The organism is Agromyces neolithicus (assembly GCF_039529735.1).
GTDB lineage: Bacteria > Actinomycetota > Actinomycetes > Actinomycetales > Microbacteriaceae > Agromyces > Agromyces neolithicus.
The window spans coordinates 128,163-150,390 of record NZ_BAAANJ010000016.1 but is presented as its reverse complement, the minus strand read 5'-3'; the positions used below and the strand labels follow the sequence as shown (position 1 = coordinate 150,390).

Here is a 22,228-nt window from a genome sequence, read left to right as displayed (position 1 = left end):
GAGGGGAGGAGGGGGAGGGGAGAAGGGGGCGGGGAGAAGGGGGCGGGGAGAAGGGAGGAGGGGGAGACTGGCGTGTGGCGGGGCGGTCGTCAGCCGCGGCTGAGGGTTGCCACGATCGGTCGGTGGTCGCTGCCCGCGCCGTCGAGCTCGTCGACCACGCGGAACCCGTCGACCGTCCAGCCGGGCGTCGCGAGCACGTGGTCGATCGGGCTGCCGAGCAACGGCGGCACGTCGGTCGGCCAGGTGCCGAGCGCCGCCGAACCGGCCGCGGCCGCGGCATCCGAACAGCGACCCAGGTCGCCACCGTCGGCGCCATGCCCGGCGAAGTGATCGAGTGTCGCGTTGAAGTCGCCCGCCATGATCACGTCGTCGCCCTCGCACTGCGCGGCGAGCCACTTGAGGTCACTGCGCCAGTTGCGCAACTCCCACCTGATGGGGGCCACAGCGTGCACTGCGACGATGCGCGGGCCGTCGCCGTCGACCGGGTCGGCGACGACGCTCGGCACCGTGTTGGTGTTGCCGGGCGGCCCGGGAAACTCGGCCGAGGTCACCGTGTAGGAGCCGAGGTCGGGGCTGATGAGCAGGGTCGTCGATCGTGCCTTGGCGATGTCGTCGTATGCCTGGGTGTGTACCCACATCGGGCTGCCGCCCTCGCGCATCGCGATCGCGACGGCCTCGCCGAGCGGGTCGGTCGTCTCGGGCAGAACGACGACATCGGCGCCCTCGTCGATGGCGAGGTCCGCGATCGTCTGCGCGTCGGGCACCTCGCCGAGCGTGTTCCACGAGAGCACCGTGACGATGTCGGATGACCCGGGCTCGGCGACCTCGGAGCCGCCGGCGCCGCGCACGGCGAGCACGGCGATGTTGCCCGCGGCGAAGAGCGCGAGCACGGTCGCCATCGCGACCCAGAAACGCCGAGATCGGGGTGCGATGGCGAACAGTGCGAAGCACACCGCGAACAGGATGCCGATGCCGGCAGCTGCACCACGCAGCGCGACGACGTGCGCGGCGACCCACTGGTTCTGCAGGCCGAGGGCTTGCGGCCAGGCCAGCACGAACGCAACGGCTGCGGTGCCGAGCACGACGGCCCAGCCGAGGATGCGGGGGAGCATTCCACCCACGATAGAGGCGAACCGCTGGGAGTCGGCGGTGAGCTGCCGGCGCAGACGCCGCCACTAGCATTGAGGAATGTCAGACGCCCGCGCAGCGATCGGCGAAGCCGACCTGCACACGCACTCCACGGTGTCCGACGGAACCGAGTCGCCGGCGCGCCTGCTCGAGCAGGCCGCGACCGCCGGGCTCTGGGGCATCGCCCTCACCGACCACGACTCGACGAGCGGGTGGGCCGAGGCCGCCGCGGCAGTACCCGAGACCGGGGTCGCGCTCATCCCCGGCATGGAACTGTCGACGCGCGAGGGCTACATGAGCGTGCACCTGCTCGCGTACCTCGTCGACCCGCTCGATGCGGCACTGGTCGACGAGACCGCCCGTATCCGCGAGTCACGCCTGTCGCGCGCCGAAGACATCGTGCGGCGCATCGGGCGCGACTACGCCCTCAGCTGGGACGACGTGCTCGCGCAGACCGCCGAGGGTGCGACCATCGGCCGCCCGCACATCGCCGACGCGCTCGTGGCGCGCGGGCACGCGCCCGACCGGTCGGCCGCGTTCGCGAGCATCCTGCACCCGCAGTGGGGATACGCCCGACCGCACTACGCGCCCGACCCGCTCACGGGGGTGCGCCTCATCCGCGCGGCCGGCGGGGTGCCCGTGCTCGCACACCCCGGCACGCGCGGCGCCGAGCAGGTCGTTCCGCCGCGTCGGCTGCGCCAACTCGTCGACGCCGGGCTCTTCGGGCTCGAGGTCGACCACCCCGAGAACCGCGCCGACGCGAAGCCGCGGCTGCGCGAGCTGGCCACCCGGTTCGGCCTCGAGATCACCGGCTCGAGCGACTACCACGGCACCGGAAAGCCGAACCGGCTGGGCGAGTGCCGCACGGCGCCCGACGTGGTCTCGAAGGTCATCGCCGAGGGCACCGGAACGCACGCGGTGCTGCCGGCGATCGCAACAGCTGAACCGCCGGTCGAGTAGCGCACGACAAGGCAGCGCGCGTATCGAGACCGCAGCTGCCGATCGTGACAATCGGTCGTCTGGTCTCGATACGGCGCTTGCGCGCCGACTCGACCGGAGGAGTCAGGCCTGCGGGGTCGTCGCCGGAGCCGACTGCCCGCCACCGCGGCCGCCACGGCGACGGCGGCGGCGGGGTGCGGGCTTGCCGTCGTGGTGCTCGTGGCCCTTGCCGTCGTGGGTGCCGGTGCCGGCCTCTCTGACGGAGGCGACCGCGGTGGTGCCGTCGGTCGAAGCGGGCGCGGCCGACGTCGCCGACTCATCGCCCGCGGGGCGGCCGCCGCGGGTGCGATTGCGGGTGCGGTTGCGGGGCGCACGGTCGCCGGATGCCTCGTTGCGCGACTCGTGGCGGCCCGCCGTGGCCGAACGCGTCGGTGCTGCCACGGCCGAGGCGGGCTTCAGCCGGCCCTTCGTTCCCGCGGGGATGTCGAGGTCTGAGTAGAGGTGCGGGCTCGACGAGTAGGTCTCGGTCGGCTCGGGCTGGCCGAACTCGAGAGCACGGTTGATGAGCGCCCACTTGTGCAGGTCGTCCCAGTCGACGAACGTGACCGCGATGCCGGTCTTGCCGGCGCGGCCGGTGCGGCCGACCCGGTGCAGGTACGCCTTGTCGTCGTCGGGGATCGTGTGATTGATCACGTGGGTGACATCGTCGACGTCGATGCCGCGTGCTGCGACATCGGTTGCGATCAGCACGTCTTTCTTGCCGGCCTTGAACGCCGCCATGGCGCGCTCGCGCTGGTCTTGGTTCAGGTCGCCGTGCACCGCCGCCGCATTGAAGCCGCGGTCGCCCAACTCTTCGACGAGCTTCGCCGCCGCGCGCTTCGTGCGAGTGAAGATCACGGTCTTGCCACGACCCTCGGCCTGCAGGATGCGCGAGATGACCTCGTCTTTGTCGAGCGAGTGCGCCCGGTAGACGAGGTGCTTGATGTTCGCCTGCGTGAGGCCCTCGTCGGGGTCGGTCGCGCGGATGTGGATGGGTCGCACCATGAAACGGCGGGCGAGCGCGACGATCGGGCCCGGCATCGTCGCCGAGAAGAGCATGGTGTGGCGAGTCGCGGGGATCTGCGCCATCAGCTTCTCGATGTCGGGAAGGAAGCCGAGGTCGAGCATCTTGTCGGCCTCGTCGAGTACCATCTCGCTCACGTTCTTGAGCGAGAGCAGGCGCTGCGACGCGAGGTCGAGCAGTCGCCCGGGGGTGCCCACGACGATCTGCGCGCCCGCCTTGAGCTGCTCGATCTGGCCCTCGTAGGCCTTGCCGCCGTAGATCGAGACGATCTTCGTCGGCCGATTGGATGTCGCGAGCTCGAGGTCTTCGGTCACCTGCACGCACAGCTCGCGTGTGGGCACGACGACGAGCGCCTTGACGCCGCCCTCGGGGTCGTCGCCGAGGCGCTGGATGATCGGCAGTCCGAACCCGAAGGTCTTGCCGGTGCCGGTCTTCGCCTGGCCGATGATGTCTTGGCCCGAGAGGGCGAGGGGAATGGTCTGTTCCTGGATGGGGAAGGCATCGACGATGCCCTTCCCGGCGAGTGCGTCGACGATGTCGGACGCGATGCCGAGTTCGGTGAAAGTGCTCAAAAGCCTGCCTGTCGGTGTTGCCTGAAAGTGACGGTGAAAGATGCGCCCCGTTCTCAACCCCAGGCGCACGGCCGCGGTTCCATCGCCCGCGTGCAGCCTCTACCCTATCGGAGACTGCCTGAGAGCCCCGATAAGCTGTCTGGGTGGTGATGTGGTCGAGCCGGCGCAAAGCGCGCCCCGAGTTGCCGCGGCTGCGCCCGCGCGTCGTTCCGACCGACCTCACGCGCGTCGACTTCACCGAACTGGTCCCCGAGCCGGTGGCGTTCCTCGGCCAGGCCGCGTACATCCAGCTCGACTTCTTCGAATCGCTGTCGAAGGCGGTGGCGACGGCGCCGACGCTGGCAGCGAAAGAGGGACTGAGCGCCGCCGCCGGCGTCGCACTGCGCAAGCATCACGACCTCATCGCCGAGTTGCGGCGGCTCGACGTCGAACCCGACGCGGTGATGGCGCCGTTCGCGCCCGCGACCGATCGGCTCGGCGAGTCGACTGCCGGCGCCGACTGGTACGAGCTGCTGCTCGGCATCCACGTCACGTCGGGCATGCTCGACGACTACTTCTCACGCCTCGCCGAGGGCCTGCCAGTCGAGCTCGGCACCCGGGTTCGTGCGATCCTGCATGAAGAGGGCGCCGGCGGCGTGCTCGAGACCGAGTTGCGCGCCGCGATCACGGCCGAACCCGGCCTCGCCGACCGGCTCGCACTCTGGGGGCGCAGCATCGTCGGCGACACCTTGCTCATCGCCCGGTCGGCGCTGCGGGCCAGTGACTCGGCCGACCGGTCGGGCGAGCGCGTCGAGCCCGTCTTCACCGAGCTCATCGCCGAGCACACACGTCGCATGGACGCGCTCGGGCTCACCGCCTGACCGGGTCGGCTCGCGTCAGGGTCGTCGGCGTCGACTCAACGTGGTGCGGCGATGCGGCAGGCGCTCAGGCGCGCCCGCTACCGGGACGCGACAGCCGCTCGAAGAGGGCGGCATCGGCTCGCTCGCGGCCCGGCCCGATGAGGTACGCGGATGCCGCAGACGCGATGCCTGCCGCGACCAGCGAAACGACCCAGATCCAGCCGCCGTCCCAGGCCCAGCCGAGCCAGGTGAGACCGACCCACACGAGCGATGCGACGGCGGTGCCGATCGCCGGGACGACGGCGACGCCGCGCAGGTGCCGGTAGTGGAAGGCGAAATGAGCGGCGACGCCGAGGATCGCTCCGCCGAGGGCGACGAAGAGGAGCTCCATGGTCAGGCGACGAAGCCGACGCGGCGCGACTCTTCGGAGCCGATCTCGACGTAGGCGAGCGCGGCGGCCGGAACCACGTACACGGTGCCCTTGTCGTCGGAGAGCTTGAGCAAGGTCGACTGCCCCGCGAGGGCGGCGGCGACCGCCTGCTCGACGTCGGCGGCGGACTGCGAAGTCTCGAACGAGAGTTCACGGGGTGAGTTCTGGATGCCGATGCGAACGTCCACGGTGCGCCTTTCTACTGTTGCTGAAACACTACGACACCCGACGTGCCGAGCCGTTCGCGTTCACTGTCGGCGGAACGGGTTAGCGTTGCGCCCATGCAGGGCATCCGCACCGCTCCCGACCTCGTCGAGCAGCTCGCCACAGTCGAGCACACGGCGGTCTTCGGCGCGCCCGGCAGCGGCAAGACGACCCTCGCCATCGAGCTCGTCGCCGATCGCGTCGAGCGTCTCGGGTACTCGAGCGACGAGGTGCTCGTGGTGTCGGCCACGCGCGCGTCGGCCACCTCGCTGCGCGACGCGCTCGCCGTGCGACTCGGCGTCACCACGCGGGGCCCGCTCGCGCGCACGGCGAACTCGGTCGCATTCCAACTCGTGCGGGCGTACACCGGTGCGCCGGTCACCCTGCTCACGGGCGCCGAGCACGACCACATCATCGGCGAGCTGCTCGCCGGCGGCATCAGCGACGGCTTCGGCCCCGCGTGGCCCGACCCGCTCACGGTCGACGTGCGCTCGCTTCGCGGGTTCCGCTCCGAGCTGCGCGACCTCATGATGCGAGCCGTCGAGCACGGCATCGACGCCGAGCAGCTCACGCAGCTCGGGCGGCGTGCCGGCCGGCCCGAGTGGGTCGCGGCGGGCGAGTTCCTCGCCGAGTACGCCGAGGTCAAAGAGCAGCTGCGGCCGACGCAGTTCGATTCGAGCGAGCTCGCAGCCTTCGCCGCCGCGATCGTGCGGCGCAGCGTTCACGATGTCGAAGCGGCGGGTGCCCTCGGCACCCTGGCGGGGTTGCGCCTGCTCGTCGTCGACGACGCACAGGAGGCCACCGAGACCACGGCCGCGCTGCTCGGCGCGTTCGCCGCACGAGGCGCGCAGGTCGTGGCGCTCGGCGACCCCGACGTCGCCAGCAACGGCTTCCGAGGCGGCCGCCCCGAGCTGCTGGGCTCGCTTGCAGCCGTGCTCGACGGCGCCGACGTGCGTCGCGTCGAGCTGCCGTCGGTGCACCGCGGCAACGGGGCCCTGCGCCGGGTCGTGCAGTCGGCGACCATGCACATCGGCACGGCGCTCGGCGGGCGCCACCGTACGGCGATCATCGCGCCACAGGCGGTAGATCCGGGTGCGGTCGCCGACGATCCGCTCGCGCCGGTGCTCGGCATCGAGGCACCGTCGCACGCGGCCGAATGCCAAGCCGTCGCGGGCCTGCTTCGCGAGCGGCACCTGCTCGACGGCGTGCCCTGGTCGAAGATGGCCGTCGTGCTGCGGTCCGGAGGCGACGTGCCCGCGTTCGAACGCGCACTCGCGCTCGCCGACGTGCCCACGGCGGGCAGCGCGGCACGCACGGCGTTGCGCGACGCGCCGGCGGCTGCGGCCCTCCTCGCGGCGGCATCGCTCGTGCTCGACCGTGAGCCGCTCACGCCCGAACTCGCCGTCGCGTTGCTCACCGGGCCCATCGGGCGGCTCGACGCAGTCGGCCTGCGGCGCCTGCGCCTCACGTTGCGACACGACGAGCTCGCGGCGGGCGGCAATCGCACCGGCGACGAGCTGCTCGTCGACGCGCTCGCCGTACCGGGTGGCTTCGAGACGATCGATGCCGCGCCCGCCCGTCGCGCTGCGCGGCTCGCCAAGCTGCTCGGCGCGGCACGTGCGGTGGTCGCCGGCGGGGGCTCGATCGAGGATGTGCTGTGGGCGCTGTGGGAGGGCAGCGGCCTCGCGACCGAGTGGGGCGCGCAGGCGCGCGGCACGGGCGTGCTCGCCGACGAGGCGAACCGGGCACTCGACGCCGCCGTCGCGCTGTTCGCCGCGGCGCAGCGCCATTCCGAGCGCGAGCCCGACGGGTCGGCCGTGCGATTCGTCGACGAGGTGCTCGCGAGCGAGCTGCCCGAAGACTCGCTGGCCCCGCAGCGCAGCGCCGAGTCGGTGGTCGTCACCACGCCGCCCGCCCTCATCGGCCGCTCCTTCGAGGTCGTCGTCGTCGCCGGCCTGCAAGACGGCGTCTGGCCGAACCTGCGCCCGCGGGGCACCTTGTTGCACGCGGGGCTCCTCGCCCGCGCCGCGGCCGCCGCGCGGTCGGGTGCCGTGCTGCCGTCGCCCGAGGGCATCGCCGAGGCCCGGGCCTCGGTGCGCGGCGACGAGTTGCGCCTGTTCGCGCTCGCGGCCTCGCGCGCCGAGCGGCAACTGGTGCTCAGCTGCACGACCAACGACGACGAGCAGCCGTCGATGCTCATGGGCTACGCGCCAGAGCGCATCCGCGTGGCCCGGCGGCGGCCAATGCACCTGCGCGGGCTCGTCGGCGCGCTCCGCCGCGAGGCGGTGGCGTCACCCGCGGGCGAGGCTCCGGCGGCACTCGCCCTGCTCGCCGAAGCGGGGATTCCGGGTGCCGACCCGGCCGACTGGTACGGGCTCGCCGACCCGTCGACCGTCGCTCCACTCGTCGACCTCGACGCCGACCCCGAGGCACTGGTGCCGATCTCCCCGTCGCAGATCGATCGCGCTGAAGAGTCCCCGCTCGGCTGGTTCATCGACCATGTCGCCTCACCGCCGTCGGGGGTCGCCGCGTCGATCGGCACACTGGTGCACGCCGTCGTCGAAGAGGTCGGCGCCCGCGACGACGGCGATACGAGCATCGACGTGATCTGGTCGGCGGTCGAGGCGCGCTGGCGCGAGCTTCGGTTCGAGGCCGGCTGGGTCGCCGAACGCGAGCGGCGCGGCGCCAGGGCGATGGCCGAGGGCGCGGCCGACTACCTCGCGAGCTTCGCCGACGACGGCAAGGTGCTGCTCGGTGCCGAGGGGCGGTTCACGCTCGTCGTCGATCGCGTGCGCATCTCGGGCACGATCGACCGGGTCGAGGCGTCGGCCGACGGAACGACCGTCATCGTCGACCTCAAGACGGGTCGCACCCCGCCGACGAGTGACCAGACGGCGGGGCATCCGCAGCTCGCCGCCTACCAGCTCGCGGCACGTGTCGGCGAGATCCCGAGCGCGGGCGTGCTCGGGGGAGCGAAGCTGGTCTACCTCGCGAAGCCCGCACGGGGCGCGGGCTATACCGAACGCGTGCAGCAGCCGTTCGACGACGATGCCGAGGCGGCGTTCCGCGAGCGTCTCGCCGCGGTCGGGCGCACCATGGCCGGCAACGAGTTCGAGGGGCCCGCCGAACTCGGCTACCGGTCTCGGTTCGGGGGCTGGCAGTACCGCGTGCACCTCGTCCCGGCGGTGTGCGCGTGATCGGATCGGTGGGCTCGGGCGGCTCGCCGGTTCGTACCCCACTCGGCGCACTCGAGATCGCCGCCAGGCTCGGCCTGCACGCGCCCACTCCCGAGCAGCGCGCGGTGATCGAGGCCGACCCGCACGGGCAGAGCATCGTCGTGGCGGGCGCGGGCAGCGGCAAGACCGAGACCATGGCGAACCGGGTCGTCTGGCTGCTCGCGAACGGCCACGTCGACGTTCCAGACGTGCTCGGGCTGACCTTCACGCGCAAGGCCGCCGCCGAGCTCGCCGAGCGGGTGCGCCAGAGGGTCGCGCAGCTCGTCGACGAGGGCATCGCCGAGGTCTCGCTCGACCCGCTCGAGTCCGCTTCGGTCGGCACGTACAACGCCTTCGCGAGTTCGATCTACCGTGAGCACGCGATGCTCATCGGGCGCGAGCCCGACGCCGCAGTGCTGGGCGAGGCCTCCGCCTGGCAGCTCGCTCGATCGGTCGTCGCAGCGTCGACCGACCCGCGGCTCGTCGAACTCGACGCGTCGCTCGACCGTGTCACGGGCGCCGTGCTCTCGCTCAGCCGCGCGCTCGCCGAGAACGTCGCCGACAGTCGCGACGTGCGGGCGATGACGCGCGACTTCCTGCAGATGCGCGGGCTGCCCATCGAGGCGCCGCGCAAGCGCACTGACTTCGCCTCGTTCGTCGACTCGCTCGGCGTCGTCGACGCGCTGCCGCCGCTACTCGACCTCGCCGACGCCTACGCCGAGGCGAAGCGGCAGCGCGGTTACGTCGAGTTCTCCGACCAGATCGCGCTCGCGCTCGCGATCTGCGAGCGCCATCCCGAGGTGGTCGCCGCCCACCGCGAGCGGTATCGCACCGTGCTGCTCGACGAGTACCAAGACACGAGCGTCGTGCAGACGCGACTGCTGTCGACGCTCTTCGCCGACCAGTCGGTGATGGCGGTGGGCGACCCCGACCAGTCGATCTACGGCTGGCGGGGCGCGAGCGCAGCCAACCTCGCGCGATTCGGCCGTGACTTCGCGCGACTGCAGTCGGTGAGCGTCTACGACCTGTCCACGAGCTGGCGCAACCCGCGCATCGTGCTCGACGCAGCGAACGTGCTCATCGGGCCGCTCGACGCGGGGATCCCCAAGGCACCGCTCAGCGCGTCGCCGTTCGCCGGGCAGGGGCGGCTCGACGTCGCCTGGGCCGAGACCGTCGAAGACGAGGCCGACCGGGTTGCGGAGTGGTTCCAGCGGCGGCTCGGGCGCGCGGCCGGTGACGGTGCGAGCGGAGCGCTGCTCTGCCGCACCTTCGCGAGCGTCGGCATCTTCACGGCGGCGCTGCGCGCGCGGGGCGTGCCGGTGCATGTGCTGGGAATGGCCGGGCTGCTCGACCAGCCGGTCATCGCCGACCTCGTGTGCGTGCTGCGCGTGCTGCACGACCCCACGGCCGGATCCGAGCTCGTTCGTGTGCTCGGCGGCGCACGATGGCGCATCGGCCCGGCAGACCTCGCGGCGCTGCATGGCCTCGCCAAGTGGCTCGTCGACCGCGACCTCTCCACCCGCCGATTGCATGACGACGTGCGGGCCGGGCTGCGGGCGTCGATCGCCGCCGACGAGTCGCCGTCGATCATCGACGCCCTCGACTTCCTGCTGAATGCGCCCGACACGCACTCGGCGCTGCGTGGGTTCAGTGCGATCGGCTTGGCACGCATGCGCCGGGCCGGCGCGCAGCTGCAGTCGCTGCGCCGACGCGCGGGGCTCGGTCTCGTCGACTTCGTCGGCCTCGTGCAACAAGAACTGCTGCTCGACATCGAGGTCGCCGCGAACGCCGGCCAGCCGCTCGGCGCGCCGAGCCTCGAGGCGTTCGACGAGCTGCTGACGGCCTTCGTCGACGTGGCCGAGCACCCCACGCTCGGTGCGTTCCTCGGATGGCTCACCGAAGCCGAGCAGCGCGATCGCCTCGCACCCCGCCAAGACGAGCCCGAACCCGGGGCGGTGCAGGTGCTGTCGATCCACGGTTCGAAGGGCCTCGAGTGGGACCTCGTCGCCATTCCGCGGCTCGTCGACGCTGAACTGCCCTCGAAGCCGCGCTCGGCGAAGGGCTGGCTCGCGTTCGGCGAGCTGCCGAACGAGTTCAAGGGCGACGCCGACGAGTTGCCCGAGCTGGCGTGGCGCGGCGTGCAGAGCCAGGCCGAGTTCGATGAGGCGGTCTCGGCGTTCGCCGAAGAGAACCGTGAGCGTCACGCCGACGAAGAGCGACGGCTGGCGTACGTCGCCCTCACCCGTTCCCGGGCCGAGTTGTTGCTCACGGGTTCGTGGTGGTCGACGCAGAAGACCCCGCGACCGCCGAGCGGGTTCCTGCGTGAGCTCGTGCAGGCCGGCATCATCCCCGCCGATGTGCTTCCGACCGCGCCCATCGACGTGGAGAACCCTCGCGGCGAAGTCGCCGACCGACCGCGCTGGCCGTTCGACCCGCTCGGCGCTCGACGCGCCCCGGTCGTGGCCGCGGCCGACGCCGTGCGTGCCGCGGCCCGGCTGCCGAGCGGCACCGGCATCGGGCCGCGACTCGCCGAGCACCTGCAGTTGCTGCTCGAAGAGCGCCGTCGCCGTGAAGAGGGCCATGCCGTGATCGAGATCCCCGCCCGCGTTCCGGCGTCACGGTTCAAGGACTACGTCGATGACCCCGCCGCGGTCGGTGCGGCACTGCGCCGGCCGATGCCGCAACGTCCGTTCCGCGCGACCCGCATCGGCACCCTCTTCCACGAGTGGGTCGAGCACCGCTCGACCGGCGAGGGTGCTGCGGCCGCCCTCGACGACATCGACGGCCTCGACCCGTTCGGCCTCGGCCTCGGCCTCAGTACCGGCGACGACGGGCTCGTGGCCGAAGTCGGCGAGGTGCGCGACAGCATGGTCGACGACGCCTCGCCCGAACGCCTGCGTGCGCTGCAGGCGACGTTCGCCGCCTCTGAATGGGGTCGCCGAAGGCCGCGCGCCGTCGAACTCGAACTCCACCTGCCGATCGGCGCGAACGTGTTCGTGTGCAAGCTCGACGCCGTCTACGACGTCGAGCCCGACAGCGAACTCGGGGCACGGGGCATCCGTGTGCAGGTCGTCGACTGGAAGACCGGAAGATCGCCGCGCGACGCGCGCGACCTCGAGCTCAAGCAGACCCAGCTCGCCCTCTATCGGCTCGCGTACGCGCACTGGGCGGGTATCGATCCCGAGTGCATCGACGCCGTGTTCTACTTCGTCGAAGACGACCGGGTCATCCGGCCCGACCGGCTCTACGACGAGGCCGCGTTGCGCCGGGCCTGGGCGTCGGTCGAGGCGTCGGCGTCAGAGGCGGCGGCGTCGGCCTGATCGTCGACGCCCGACGCCAAAGGTGCCGCATCGCCCCAGTCGCTCAGGTCGAGGGTATGGGCGCGGTCGCGTCCAAGGGCGGGGTCGGCCGCTCGCCCGCGGCGTGGCGCTCGAGCTCCGAGAAGTCGTAGCTGTCGGTCAGCAGGGCGCCGCCGCCCTCGCCGGCGAGGCGGTCGTGGGGTGTCTCGTCGAGCATCCGCTCGACCTCACCGACGGCGAGGATCGGGCCGGTCTCGGGCGAGAGCGGCTCGCTCGACCGATCGTGCACGCTCTCGACGAGACCGTCGAGCAGCCCGACCGCATCGTCGATGATGGCGTCATCGTGCCCGTCGACGCCATGCAGCAGCCAGCGGGCGAGTTCGAGTTCGCCGTAGAGCAGTGCCCGCTGCGGCAGGTGCGAGTCGGCGCCGCCGTTGCGTGCGCCGACGTAGGCGCCCAGCGCGGCCTCGGCCGCCTCACCGCGCGACGTGAGCAGCCAGTGCAGGTCACGGGCCGGGTCGCTCTCGGCGAGCGAGGCCCAGCCGAGCACCCCGCTCACGGTGTCGCCGTCGACGAGGATGGAGTCGGCCGTGAGTGCGCCGTTCACGACGGTCGGCCGGAAGCGCCAGAGCGCGGCGTCGTCGGTCGCCTCCTCCCAGCGGCGCAGGATCGCCGCCGGCAGGTGACCCGTGTCGGCCGCCCGGCCGACGAGTTCGACCACCGCGTCGCGCGACTGCTCGGCCGTCTGGCGCGGCAGACCCGCGTCGGCGATGAATCCGGTCGGCAGCGAGTGGATCGCCGCGACGGCCAGTCCGACGGATGTCGCGAGCCGGTCGTGTGCAGTCAGCTCGTCGGCGCCCAGCACCGCGCCGGGGATGAACTCGGTGACGACGCCGCGCGTGCCGTCGATCGGTGCCTGCCCGACGAACGTGGGCACGCGGAACGCCAGCCTGGAGCGGATGCCGGGACTCATCGCACGAAGGGCGACGAGGTCGGCCGACTGCTCGGACTCGGCCGACTGCGAGCGCGGCACCCGGATGAGCAGGTGACGGTCGTCGGTGGTGCGGAACTCGACGGCGTCGAACGCCCCGTGGCTGCGTCGGGTGTGCGCGCGGGCGGCGCGCACCTCGAGGCCGGGCACTGCCGCCGTGGCCAACGCGGCTAAGGTGAGAGGTGGTCTGGCCATGGCACACAGCTTAAGCAGGCATCTGCGGCTTCTGGCGACCGCCACGCGTTCCGGCCGACACCGCATCGAGCCGTGAAGGGTGCCCCGTGACAGATCCCGACCTCTCGCCGCCGCCGTTCGCTCGTGCCGTCATCGATCGAGACGCCGCCGAACGCGACGACCCCGGGTTCGCCGCCCGGTTCGATGCCGATCCGGCGTCGCGGGTGCTCGCGGTGCGCGGCAGCCGGGTACTGCTTGCCGAGCGCATCGAGGGGTCGCAGCCGGTACTCGAGCTGCGTCATCCGGCCGACCTGCCCGCATCGGAGCTGCGATGCTACCTGGGGCGCGACGGCGACACTCCGGTCGAGCTTCGCGTCTTCGACGATGCGTCGGCCGACCTCATCGAACCCGAGGCCGCCCGCTGGCAGGGGCTGCGCGCAACGGCGCCGCTGCTGCCGGTGAACCACACGGGCCTCGTGGTCGAGGCGATCGCCCTCGCGAACTGGCACGCCGGTCACTCGCATTGCCCGCGTTGCGGCGCGCCGACCGAGCCCGTGCAGGCCGGGTGGGCGCGGCGCTGCGAACGCGAGGGCAACCTGGTCTTTCCGCGCACCGACCCCGCGGTGATCGTGATCGTCACCGACGACGACGACCGCCTGCTGCTCGGCTCGAACGCGCTGTGGGAGCAGCGCCGGTTCTCGCTGCTCGCCGGGTTCGTCGAACCGGGCGAGTCGCTCGAGTCGGCGGTGATCCGCGAGATCGGTGAAGAGGCGGGCCTGCTCGTCGATCGCGTCGAGTACGTCGCGTCGCAGCCGTGGCCGATGCCGGCGAGCCTCATGCTGGGGTTCACTGCCCGACTCGCGCCGGGCGTCGACCCGTCGACGGCGACGCCCGACGGTGAAGAGATCCTCGAGCTGCGCTGGTTCACCCGCAACGAGATCACCGCCGCGTTCGGCGGCGTCGTGCTGCCCGGCGAAACGTCGATCGCACGCTGGCTCATCGAGCGCTGGTACGGCGGGCCCATCGATCCCGAGGGGCGCCTGCCGGCTTGGCCGGCGTCGTGACGACGGCCGACGACCCCCTGCTCGCGGCGCTCGACGATGAGCAGCGCGTCGTCGCCGAGGCGCTCAACGGGCCGGTCTGCGTGCTCGCCGGTGCCGGCACCGGCAAGACCCGCGCGATTACCCACCGCATCGCCTACGGCGTCGCCTCGGGGTCGTACGACCCTGCCCGGGTCATGGCCCTGACCTTCACGTCGCGTGCCGCCGCCGAGCTGCGCGCCCGGTTGGGCCGGCTCGGCGCGGGCGCCGTGCAGGCACGCACGTTCCACGCCGCGGCGCTCGCGCAGCTCAACCACTTCTGGCCGATCGTCGCGGGCGGCTCCGCGCCGCGCGTGCTCGAGTACAAGGGGCGATTGCTCGGCCAAGCCGCCGAGCGCGCACGGCTCAGGGTCGACGTGCCGACGCTGCGCGACGTCGCCTCCGAGATCGAGAGGCGCAAGGTGAGCGGGCGCGGCCCCGACTCCTACCCAGAGCGGCTCGCTACGCGCGGCGCGCCGGGTGACCTCACGCCAGACCAGTTCCTCGCCCTCGTCGAGGCCTACGAGCAGCTGAAAGACGAGCGGCGCATGCTCGACTTCGAGGACGTGCTGCTCGCGACCGCGGGAATGATCGAGTCCGAGGCATCCGTCGCCATGCATGTGCGCGAGACCTATCGACACTTCATCGTCGACGAGTATCAAGACGTCTCGCCCGCGCAGCAGCAGCTGCTCGAGCTGTGGCTCGGCGATCGCGACGACGTCTGCGTCGTCGGCGACGCGAGCCAGACCATCTACTCGTTCGCGGGAGCGAGCTCCGAGTACCTGCTCGGCTTCGAGCGCCGCTACGCCGACGTCACGCTCGTCAGGCTCGAGCGCAACTATCGATCGAGCGCCCCGATCGTCGAGACCGCGAACCGGCTGATGCGCGGCCGCGCCGGAGCGCTGCGGCTGGAGTCCGCGATCGAGGGCGAGAGCACGGCGGATGACCCGGTGCCGAGCATCGTCGCGTACGCCGACGAGCTCGCCGAGGCGAGGGGCGTGGCCACCCGCATCCGCGCCCGCATCGACGAGGGGGCGCCGCCCGAGTCGATCGCGGTGCTCATGCGCGTGAACTCGCAATCGGCCGTGCTCGAGCGCGCGCTCGACGAGGTCGGCGTGGGCTCGCGCGTGCGCGGCGCCGCGCGGTTCTTCGACCAGCCCGAGGTGCGTCAGGCCGTGCACGCGCTGCGCGCCGCGGCGCTCACCATCGCGGGCGAGCCCCTGTTCAAGTCGGTCAGCGATGTGCTTCGCTCGCTCGGCTGGAGCGTGCAACCGCCCGAGGGCCCCGGTGCGGTACGCAGTCGGTGGGAGTCGCTCAATGCGATCGCGCGCCTCGTCGACGACGCGCCCGAGGGCATGACGTTCCGGCAGTTCGCCGACGACCTGCGCGCGCGGGCCGAGGCGCAGCACGAACCGGCGCTCGCGGTCGTCACGCTCGCGACGTTGCACTCGGCGAAGGGCCTCGAGTGGGACGAGGTGTACGTCGTGGGTCTGAGCGAGGGCATGCTGCCCATCGCCTACGCCAAGGGCTTCGACGCCGTCGACGAAGAGCGGCGGCTGCTGTACGTGGGCATCACGCGGGCACGGCGACGGCTCGAACTGAGTTGGGCGCGCCAGGTGGGCGCACATCGCGGCGGGCGGGAGCCGTCTCGGTTCCTGCAGGAGCTCGACACCCGCACTCGGGGTGCGGCCGGTGCGGCGCCAGCAGCGGGGCAACGCCGGCCGCGAGGGTGAGCGACGCGCCCGCGAGGGCTGTGCGGCCGAGTCGCACGTGGTCGTCGACGACGGATGCCGCGGCCGCAGCAGCGTCGAACGCCGGGCGATGACCGGGGTGCGGCGCGGGTCGCCCCGCGAGCTGCGCTGCGATCGCCGGCCACGAGGCGTCGGTGTCGCGGCGGGTCAGTTCGACGCAGCGCAGGCACGGGCCGCGCCCGGGTTCGACGAGCGGGCCGATCGTGAGGCCGCGTTCGTCGTCGACGACGGCGAGGTGCGGCACGTCGCGGCGCAACCATGGCAGGTGCCGACCCGGCGGGATCACCCATGGGGCGGCGATCACCGCGAGAACGACGCGGTCGCCGGCGTTGTCGTCGCCGGCGCCGTCGAGGTCGAGGTCATCGAGCCGCACCGCGGTGTGGCCGAGCGCGGCGAGGTTCGCGAGCAGTAGGCGCGAGACCTCGCCGTCGGCATCGACCACGACACGACCGGTGCCGCCGTCGAGTGCGGGGCGTGGGGCATCCGTTGCCGTGTCGAACGCCGGCGCGAGCTGCTCGAGCACGCTATCGACCTCGGCCGGAGAGCCATCGAGTCCCGCGCCGATCGTGCGCAGCGTCGCGACTGAGGCGCCGTGCCGCAGGGCGGCGAGGAGTCCGGTCTCGAGGCTGCCCGGGTCGCGCATGACGACGCGGGGATGCAACCCGCCGAGTTGCAGTTCGGTGGGCGAGCGCCACACGAGGGGGAGTGCCGGGTCGATGCGCGGGGCCATGTGGTGAGCATGCCCGAATCGCCGGGATCGCGGCGGAATCCCTCCACAGGGCGGATTCCGGTGATCTGCCGGCGAAGCGAGTCGAGGCCCGTGCCCGCTCGTTCAGCCCTGCGGGGCCGCACCGTCTTCGCCGGGTGCCGCGGGCGTCTCGCCGCGCAGCAGCTGCTCGAGCGCCTGGTCGAACTCGTCGTCGGCCGTGGCCTCGGCGGTGTCCGTGCCTGTGAGCCGGGCAACGAGCCCACTCGGGTCGTCGAGGTCGGCGGCAGTCGGCAGCAGGTCGGGGTGCGCCCACAATGCGTCACGCGCCTCGACGCCGACCGCGTCGGTCACCGCGCGCCACATCGCGGTCGCCTCGCGCAGGCGGCGCGGCCGCAACTCGAGGCCCACGAGGGTCGCGAAGGCCGACTCGGCAGGACCGCCCGATGCCCGGCGACGCCGAATCGACTCGGCGACGGCATCGGACTTCGGCAGGCGCGATGTCGCGTCGGCCGTCGCCGCGTCGACCCAGCCCTCGACGAGGGCGAGCATGGTCTCGAGTCGGTCGAGCGCCGCCTGCTGCGTCTCGCTCTTGGGGCGGATGAGCGCGCCGCTGACCACGGCATTGCGCAGCTCTTCGGTGTTCGACGGGTCGAAGCCCTCGGCGAGGTGCTCGAGCCGCTCGGTGTCGATGTCGATGCCGCGCGCGAACGCCGTGATGGCGGTGATGAGGTGCAGGCGCAGCCAGCGGGCGTGCCGGAAGAGGCGGGCGTGCGCGAGCTCGCGCACGGCGAGGTACAGCTCTACCTGGTCGTCGGGGATGTCGAGGCCTGCGCCGAACTCCGCGGCATTCTGCGGCAGGATCGCGGCGCGACCGTCGTCGAGCAGGGGGATGCCGATGTCGCCGCCCGAGACGACCTCGGTGGCGAGCTGGCCGACCACCTGGCCGAGCTGCATCGCGAAGAGGGCGCCGCCGATGCCGCGCATCATCTTGCTCGCGCCCGCGATCATCGAGCGCATCTCTTCGGGCGCCTGCTCGGTCATCACGCGTGTGAGCGCATCGGAGATCGACAGCGCGACCGGCTCGGCCAGCTGCGACCAGATCGCCATGGTCGCCGACACCCAGGCGCGTCGCGTGAGCACCTCGGGCGTCTGCGGCAGCGACGAGAAGTCGACCGCCTCGTCGAGCCACAGCGACGCGACCTGGAAGGCCTGGTCGAAGCGCGGGCGCTCGTCTGCCGTGATCTGGGTCTGCGTCGACGCCGCCCGCTCTTCGCCCTGGCGAAGCGCCACGCTCCAGTCGATGCCGTCGTCGGCGTTATTCATGGCCTGCTGCAGCTGGGCGAAGAGCGCAGCAAGTGCGGCAGGGTCGTTGGGCAGCCCGGCGGCGCCCGCGAGACTCGAGGGGTCGATTCCGCCCGAGCCCGAGAGCAGCTCGCGCAACATCTCGCGGAACTCGTCTTCGGGGTTGGGCTCGCCGGGCTCGTCGCGCTGATCGGCCACTGCCGTCACCTCCACTTTTCGTGTTCTCAACCGTAACGCCGCGGTACGGCGGCATGTCTGGGAAATGGCTTAGGCTGGGCGTTCCGGGTGTCCGCCCTTCGCGAACAGCGCCGGCCCCGGGCGCGCATCGTGCGACGACCCGTCGCCCCGGAAGGAACACCCATGGCCCTCTTCTCCGACGAGCCTGCGCCGTCGCATGCCCGTCTCGAGCGTCGCCCGCTCCGCGAGCGCATCGGGTGGGGTGCGATCACCGTCGCCACGGTCATCGCGATCGTGTTCGCGCTGATGCCGTCGCCGTACGTGATCGAGCAGCCCGGCCCCGTCTACGATACCCTCGGCACCGCCGAGAACGGCGACGGCGACGAGGTGCCGCTCATCGAGATCCCCGACGAGACGACGTTCCCGACCGACGGCGAACTCAATCTGCTCACCATTTCGGTCGTCGGGCGGCCGGGCGCGACACCCAACTGGCTCGAGGTGCTCGGCGCCTGGTTCGACCGCACCCGCTCGGTCGTGCCGGTCGAGGCGATCTTCCCTCCCGGCATAACGAACGAGCAACGCGACGAGCAGAACCAGGTCGCGATGGTCGATTCGCAACAAGACGCGATCGCGGCCGCGCTCGTCGAACTCGGCTACGAGTTCCCTCGTGAGGTGACCGTCGTCACGCTGCTCGAGGGCTCGCCGGCCGACGGCGTCATCGAGGCGGGCGATGTCATCGTCTCGCTCGACGGCACCGAGGTGTTCTCGATCGCCGAGCTGCAGCACGCGGTGGGCGAGCACGGGTCGGATGACCCGGCGTCGATCGTGCTCGTGCGCGACGGCGTCGAGCAGACCGTCGAGGTGACGCCGGTCGACCGCGGCGGTACCGCGGTGCTCGGCGTCGGCGTGCGCATGGAGTACGAGTTCCCCATCGACGTCGAACTGCAACTCGACAACGTCGGCGGGCCGAGCGCCGGAATGATGTTCGCCCTGGGCATCGTCGACAAGCTCACGCCCGGCGCGATGACCGGTGGCGAGATCGTGGCCGGCACCGGCACGATCGACTCTGCTGGTGCGGTCGGAGCCATCGGCGGAATCCGGCCGAAGCTCTGGGGTGCGCTCGATGCCGGTGCCGAGTGGTTCCTCGCGCCCGAGTCGAACTGCGACGAAGTCGTCGGCCACGTGCCCGACGGCCTCAGTGTCTTCGCTGTGAAGACGCTCGACGAGGCCCGAACCGTGGTCGAAGACGTCGCCGACGGCGAGGTGAACGGCTCGTATGCAACGTGCGAGGCCGGGTGACAGCCCGTTCCAAGAATCGCGACCCTAGGATGGATTGTCGATCCCATCCGACCGAACATTGAGGCCGAGAGTGTCAGCACAGACCCAGGAACCGAGGAACCCGCGGAGGCGCGCGCCGATCGCGATCACCATCGGGGTGGTGGCAGCTCTCGTGATCGCGTTCTTCGCGTTCACCGGGCTTTATGCCGATGTGCTCTGGTACAGCCAGCTCGGCTACCTGCCAGTGCTCACGACCGAGTGGGTCTCGCGAATCGTGTTGTTCCTCATCGGGTTCTTCGCGATGGCGGTGCCGATCTGGGCGTCGATCCAGATCGCCTACCGCACCCGTCCGGTATACGCGAAACTCAATTCGCAACTCGATCGTTACCAAGAGGTGTTCGAGCCGCTGCGCAGGCTCGCGATGTACGGCATTCCCGTGGTGCTCGGCATCTTCGCGGGCGTCTCGGCGTCGAGCCGATGGGAGGGCGCGCTCGCCTGGCTGAACCGCACGCCGTTCGGTAGCACCGACCCGCAGTTCGGCTTCGACATCGGGTTCTACGTCTTCGAACTGCCGTTCTACCGCTCCATCGTCGGGTTCGCCTCGGCCGTGGTGCTGCTCTCGGTGCTGCTCGTCATCGCCACCAACTACCTCTACGGTGCCATCCGCGTGAGCGGCCGCGAGGTCGTCATCTCGAAGTCGGCGCGCGTGCAGATCGCCGTCACCGCGGGCATCTACCTGCTGCTGCAGGCCGTCAGCATCTGGCTCGACCAGTACGCCACGGTCACCGAGACCGGCTCGCTCATCACCGGTGCGGCATACACCGACGTCAACGCCACGATCCCGGGCCGGGGCATCCTCGCCGCCGTCGCCGGCGTCGTCGCGATCCTGTTCTTCATCACTGCGATCATCGGCCGCTGGCGCCTGCCGCTCGTCGGAACCGCGCTGCTCATCGTCACGAGCCTCATCATCGGCTCGCTGTACCCGTGGGTCATCGAGCGTTTCCAGGTCGAACCGAACGCGAAGTCACTCGAAGCGCCGTACGTGCAGCGCAACATCGATCTCACGCGCGACGCCTACGGTGTCGCCGAAGTCGAAGAGATCCCCTTCGAGGCGAAGACCGACGCTGAGCAGGGCGCGCTCCGCGCCGACGCCGAGACCACCGCGAACATCCGCCTCATGGACCCGCTCGTGATCGCGCCGGCGTTCCAGCAACTCGAGCAGTTCCGCCAGTACTACCAGTTCCCCGAAGCCCTCGACGTCGACCGCTACGAGATCGACGGCGAGACCCGCGACACCGTGGTCGCCGTGCGCGACGTGAACGTCTCAGGTCTCGGTGACGCCGACACGTGGTTCAACTCCCACCTCGTCTACACGCACGGATACGGCCTCGTGGCCGCGGCGGGCAACCAGCGGTCGGTCGACGGCCAGCCCGTATTCCTGCAGTCGGGCATCCCCCAGACCGGCGACCTCGGAGAGTTCGAGCCGCGCGTCTATTTCGGCGAGGGCTCGCCGCAGTACTCGATCGTCGGTGCGCCCGAGGGCAACGACCCCATCGAGCTCGACTACCCGGCCGGCGGCGACAATGACCGGCAGACGCAGACGACCTTCGATGGCGAGGGCGGCCCCGCGCTCGACAATCTCTTCACGAAGCTCGTCTATGCGCTCAAGTTCCAGTCCGAGCAGATCTTCCTCTCCGACGAGGTCACGACCGACTCGCAGATCCTCTACGACCGCGACCCCATCCAGCGCGTGCAGAAGGTGGCTCCGTACCTCACGCTCGACACCGACACCTATCCGTCGGTGGTCGACGGTCGCATCGTCTGGATCGTCGATGGCTACACGCTGTCCGACCAGTACCCGTACTCGAACAAGGTCTCGATGAGCGACGCGATCGCCGACAGCGAGGGCGTCGCACCGACGCTCGCGTTCGACGAGGTCAACTACATCCGCAACTCGGTGAAGGCGACGGTCGATGCCTACGACGGCTCGGTCACGCTCTACGCGTGGGACGATGAGGACCCGATTCTGAAGACGTGGCAGAAGGTGTTCCCGGCGACGCTCGAGCCGATGAGCGAGATGTCGGGCGACCTCATGAGCCACGTGCGGTACCCGGCAGACCTCTTCAAGATGCAGCGAGCCGTGCTCGGCCGCTACCACGTGACCGACGCGGGCTCGTTCTACTCACGTGACGACGCGTGGACCACTCCGAAAGACCCCACCGAGGGCGCCAACACGACGATCCTGCAGCAGCCGTACTACCTGACGATGCAGATGCCCGGTCAAGACGCCCCCGCGTATTCGCTCTACTCGACCTTCATCCCCGAGGCGAGCGGCGACCAGAGCCGCAATGTGCTGCGGGGCTACCTCGCGGTCGACGCCGACGCCGGCGCCACCGAGGGTGAACGCGCAGAGGGCTACGGCAAGCTGCGGCTGCTCACCCTGCCCGAAGACGACAACGTGCCCGGCCCCGGCCAGGTGCAGGCGAAATTCAACTCCGACCCGAGCGTCTCGCAATCGCTCAACCTGCTGAAGCAGGGGCAGTCCGACGTGATCAACGGCAACCTGCTCACGGTTCCGGTGGGCGGCGGCTTGCTCTACGTGCAGCCGGTCTACGTGAAGTCGACCGGAAACACGAGCTTCCCGCTGCTGCAGAAGGTGCTCGTCGCGTTCGGCGACCAGATCGCCTTCCAAGATACCCTCGACCAGGCGCTCGATGTGCTCTTCGGCGGCGACTCCGGGGCTGCGGCCGGTGACGAGACGGTCGACCCGAGCACTCCGACAACCCCGCCCACCGAGGGCGAGGGTGAGGGTGAGACGCCGACCACGCCGGTCGTGCCGAGCGACGAGGTGCAGGCCCTGCTCAACGAGGCGGCACAAGAGCTGCAGAACAAGCAGGCAGCGCTCGCCGAGGGCGACTGGGCGGCTTACGGCGCTGCCGACGCGAAGCTCGCCGAGATCATCGCAAGCCTGCTCACGCTGACGGGTACGCCCGACGCCCCGACAACCTCGGCCCAGTGACCGTCGACCTGCGCGATGAGCACACTCATCGCGCCGCGCCGATTTGGCCGCCCCGCAAC

General features: G+C 71.3%; 14 protein-coding genes. 8 read left to right on the top strand and 6 right to left on the bottom strand.

What is annotated here, in order from left to right:
• Positions 1-89: 89 nt before the first annotated feature.
• A complete protein-coding gene (locus ABD164_RS15770) occupies positions 90-1,112 on the bottom strand; it encodes an endonuclease/exonuclease/phosphatase family protein (protein WP_344297245.1) in 1,023 nt (340 codons plus the stop codon).
• Between the two features lie 76 nt (positions 1,113-1,188).
• On the opposite strand from ABD164_RS15770, the gene ABD164_RS15765 reads away from it, so the two are divergent.
• On the top strand, positions 1,189-2,088 hold the full coding sequence (locus ABD164_RS15765; protein ID WP_344297244.1) for a PHP domain-containing protein: 900 nt from the start codon (positions 1,189-1,191) through the stop codon (positions 2,086-2,088).
• Positions 2,089-2,190: 102 nt separating this feature from the next.
• Here ABD164_RS15765 and ABD164_RS15760 read toward each other — a convergent pair whose 3' ends face one another.
• A complete protein-coding gene (locus ABD164_RS15760; protein WP_344297243.1) occupies positions 2,191-3,702 on the bottom strand; it encodes a DEAD/DEAH box helicase in 1,512 nt (503 codons plus the stop codon).
• Between the two features lie 149 nt (positions 3,703-3,851).
• On the opposite strand from ABD164_RS15760, the gene ABD164_RS15755 reads away from it, so the two are divergent.
• A complete protein-coding gene (locus tag ABD164_RS15755; RefSeq protein WP_344297252.1) occupies positions 3,852-4,562 on the top strand; it encodes a ferritin-like fold-containing protein in 711 nt (236 codons plus the stop codon).
• A gap of 64 nt (positions 4,563-4,626) precedes the next feature.
• Here ABD164_RS15755 and ABD164_RS15750 read toward each other — a convergent pair whose 3' ends face one another.
• Both ABD164_RS15750 and ABD164_RS15745 read right to left on the bottom strand, forming a co-directional pair.
• Positions 4,627-4,932 carry a hypothetical protein gene (locus tag ABD164_RS15750; RefSeq protein ID WP_344297242.1) on the bottom strand — a complete coding sequence of 102 codons (306 nt, stop codon included), beginning with the start codon at positions 4,930-4,932 and terminating at the stop codon, positions 4,627-4,629.
• A 2-nt stretch (positions 4,933-4,934) separates the two neighbouring features.
• The gene (locus ABD164_RS15745; protein WP_344297241.1) at positions 4,935-5,159 is read right to left on the bottom strand and encodes a DUF3107 domain-containing protein; all 225 of its coding nucleotides are present in this window, start codon (positions 5,157-5,159) and stop codon (positions 4,935-4,937) included.
• Positions 5,160-5,252: 93 nt separating this feature from the next.
• Between ABD164_RS15745 and ABD164_RS15740 the strand changes: the two genes are divergently transcribed.
• Together ABD164_RS15740 and ABD164_RS15735 are read left to right on the top strand one after the other, a co-directional pair.
• Positions 5,253-8,372, top strand: a complete 3,120-nt coding sequence (locus ABD164_RS15740; protein WP_344297240.1) for a PD-(D/E)XK nuclease family protein — start codon at positions 5,253-5,255, stop codon at positions 8,370-8,372.
• Entirely contained in the window at positions 8,369-11,710 is a 3,342-nt protein-coding gene (locus ABD164_RS15735) for an ATP-dependent helicase (RefSeq protein WP_344297239.1), read from the top strand. Before ABD164_RS15740 ends, ABD164_RS15735 begins: the two co-directional genes overlap by 4 nt.
• Before the next feature lie 43 nt (positions 11,711-11,753).
• On the opposite strand, the gene ABD164_RS15730 is transcribed toward ABD164_RS15735, so the two are convergent.
• Entirely contained in the window at positions 11,754-12,875 is a 1,122-nt protein-coding gene (locus ABD164_RS15730) for a phosphotransferase (protein ID WP_344297238.1), read from the bottom strand.
• A gap of 86 nt (positions 12,876-12,961) precedes the next feature.
• Here ABD164_RS15730 and nudC point away from each other — a divergent pair, with 86 nt between their 5' ends.
• On the top strand, positions 12,962-13,918 hold the full coding sequence (nudC, locus tag ABD164_RS15725; RefSeq protein WP_344297237.1) for an NAD(+) diphosphatase: 957 nt from the start codon (positions 12,962-12,964) through the stop codon (positions 13,916-13,918).
• Complete coding sequence (locus ABD164_RS15720) at positions 13,903-15,666, top strand: ATP-dependent helicase (protein ID WP_344297236.1); 1,764 nt, start codon at positions 13,903-13,905, stop codon at positions 15,664-15,666. The genes nudC and ABD164_RS15720 overlap by 16 nt, the downstream gene beginning before the upstream one ends.
• 850 nt (positions 15,667-16,516) lie before the next feature.
• Here the strand turns inward: ABD164_RS15720 and ABD164_RS15715 are convergent.
• A complete protein-coding gene (locus ABD164_RS15715) occupies positions 16,517-17,836 on the bottom strand; it encodes a zinc-dependent metalloprotease (RefSeq protein WP_344297251.1) in 1,320 nt (439 codons plus the stop codon).
• Between the two features lie 219 nt (positions 17,837-18,055).
• Here ABD164_RS15715 and ABD164_RS15710 point away from each other — a divergent pair, with 219 nt between their 5' ends.
• Positions 18,056-19,171 carry a YlbL family protein gene (locus tag ABD164_RS15710; RefSeq protein WP_344297235.1) on the top strand — a complete coding sequence of 372 codons (1,116 nt, stop codon included), beginning with the start codon at positions 18,056-18,058 and terminating at the stop codon, positions 19,169-19,171.
• Between the two features lie 70 nt (positions 19,172-19,241).
• Positions 19,242-22,169, top strand: a complete 2,928-nt coding sequence (locus ABD164_RS15705; RefSeq protein ID WP_344297234.1) for a UPF0182 family membrane protein — start codon at positions 19,242-19,244, stop codon at positions 22,167-22,169.
• The last annotated feature ends 59 nt before the right edge of the window (positions 22,170-22,228 follow it).

Bases quoted from the DNA above. Each gene is read 5' to 3' on its own strand.
- ABD164_RS15765 (WP_344297244.1), top strand. From the start codon at position 1,189: ATGTCAGACGCCCGCGCAGCGATCGGCGAAGCCGACCTGCACACGCAC.
- ABD164_RS15740 (WP_344297240.1), top strand. From the start codon at position 5,253: ATGCAGGGCATCCGCACCGCTCCCGACCTCGTCGAGCAGCTCGCCACA.
- ABD164_RS15755 (WP_344297252.1), top strand. From the start codon at position 3,852: ATGTGGTCGAGCCGGCGCAAAGCGCGCCCCGAGTTGCCGCGGCTGCGC.
- ABD164_RS15770 (WP_344297245.1), bottom strand. From the start codon at position 1,112: ATGCTCCCCCGCATCCTCGGCTGGGCCGTCGTGCTCGGCACCGCAGCC.
- ABD164_RS15730 (WP_344297238.1), bottom strand. From the start codon at position 12,875: ATGGCCAGACCACCTCTCACCTTAGCCGCGTTGGCCACGGCGGCAGTG.
- ABD164_RS15750 (WP_344297242.1), bottom strand. From the start codon at position 4,932: ATGGAGCTCCTCTTCGTCGCCCTCGGCGGAGCGATCCTCGGCGTCGCC.
- ABD164_RS15715 (WP_344297251.1), bottom strand. From the start codon at position 17,836: ATGTTGCGCGAGCTGCTCTCGGGCTCGGGCGGAATCGACCCCTCGAGT.
- ABD164_RS15710 (WP_344297235.1), top strand. From the start codon at position 18,056: ATGGCCCTCTTCTCCGACGAGCCTGCGCCGTCGCATGCCCGTCTCGAG.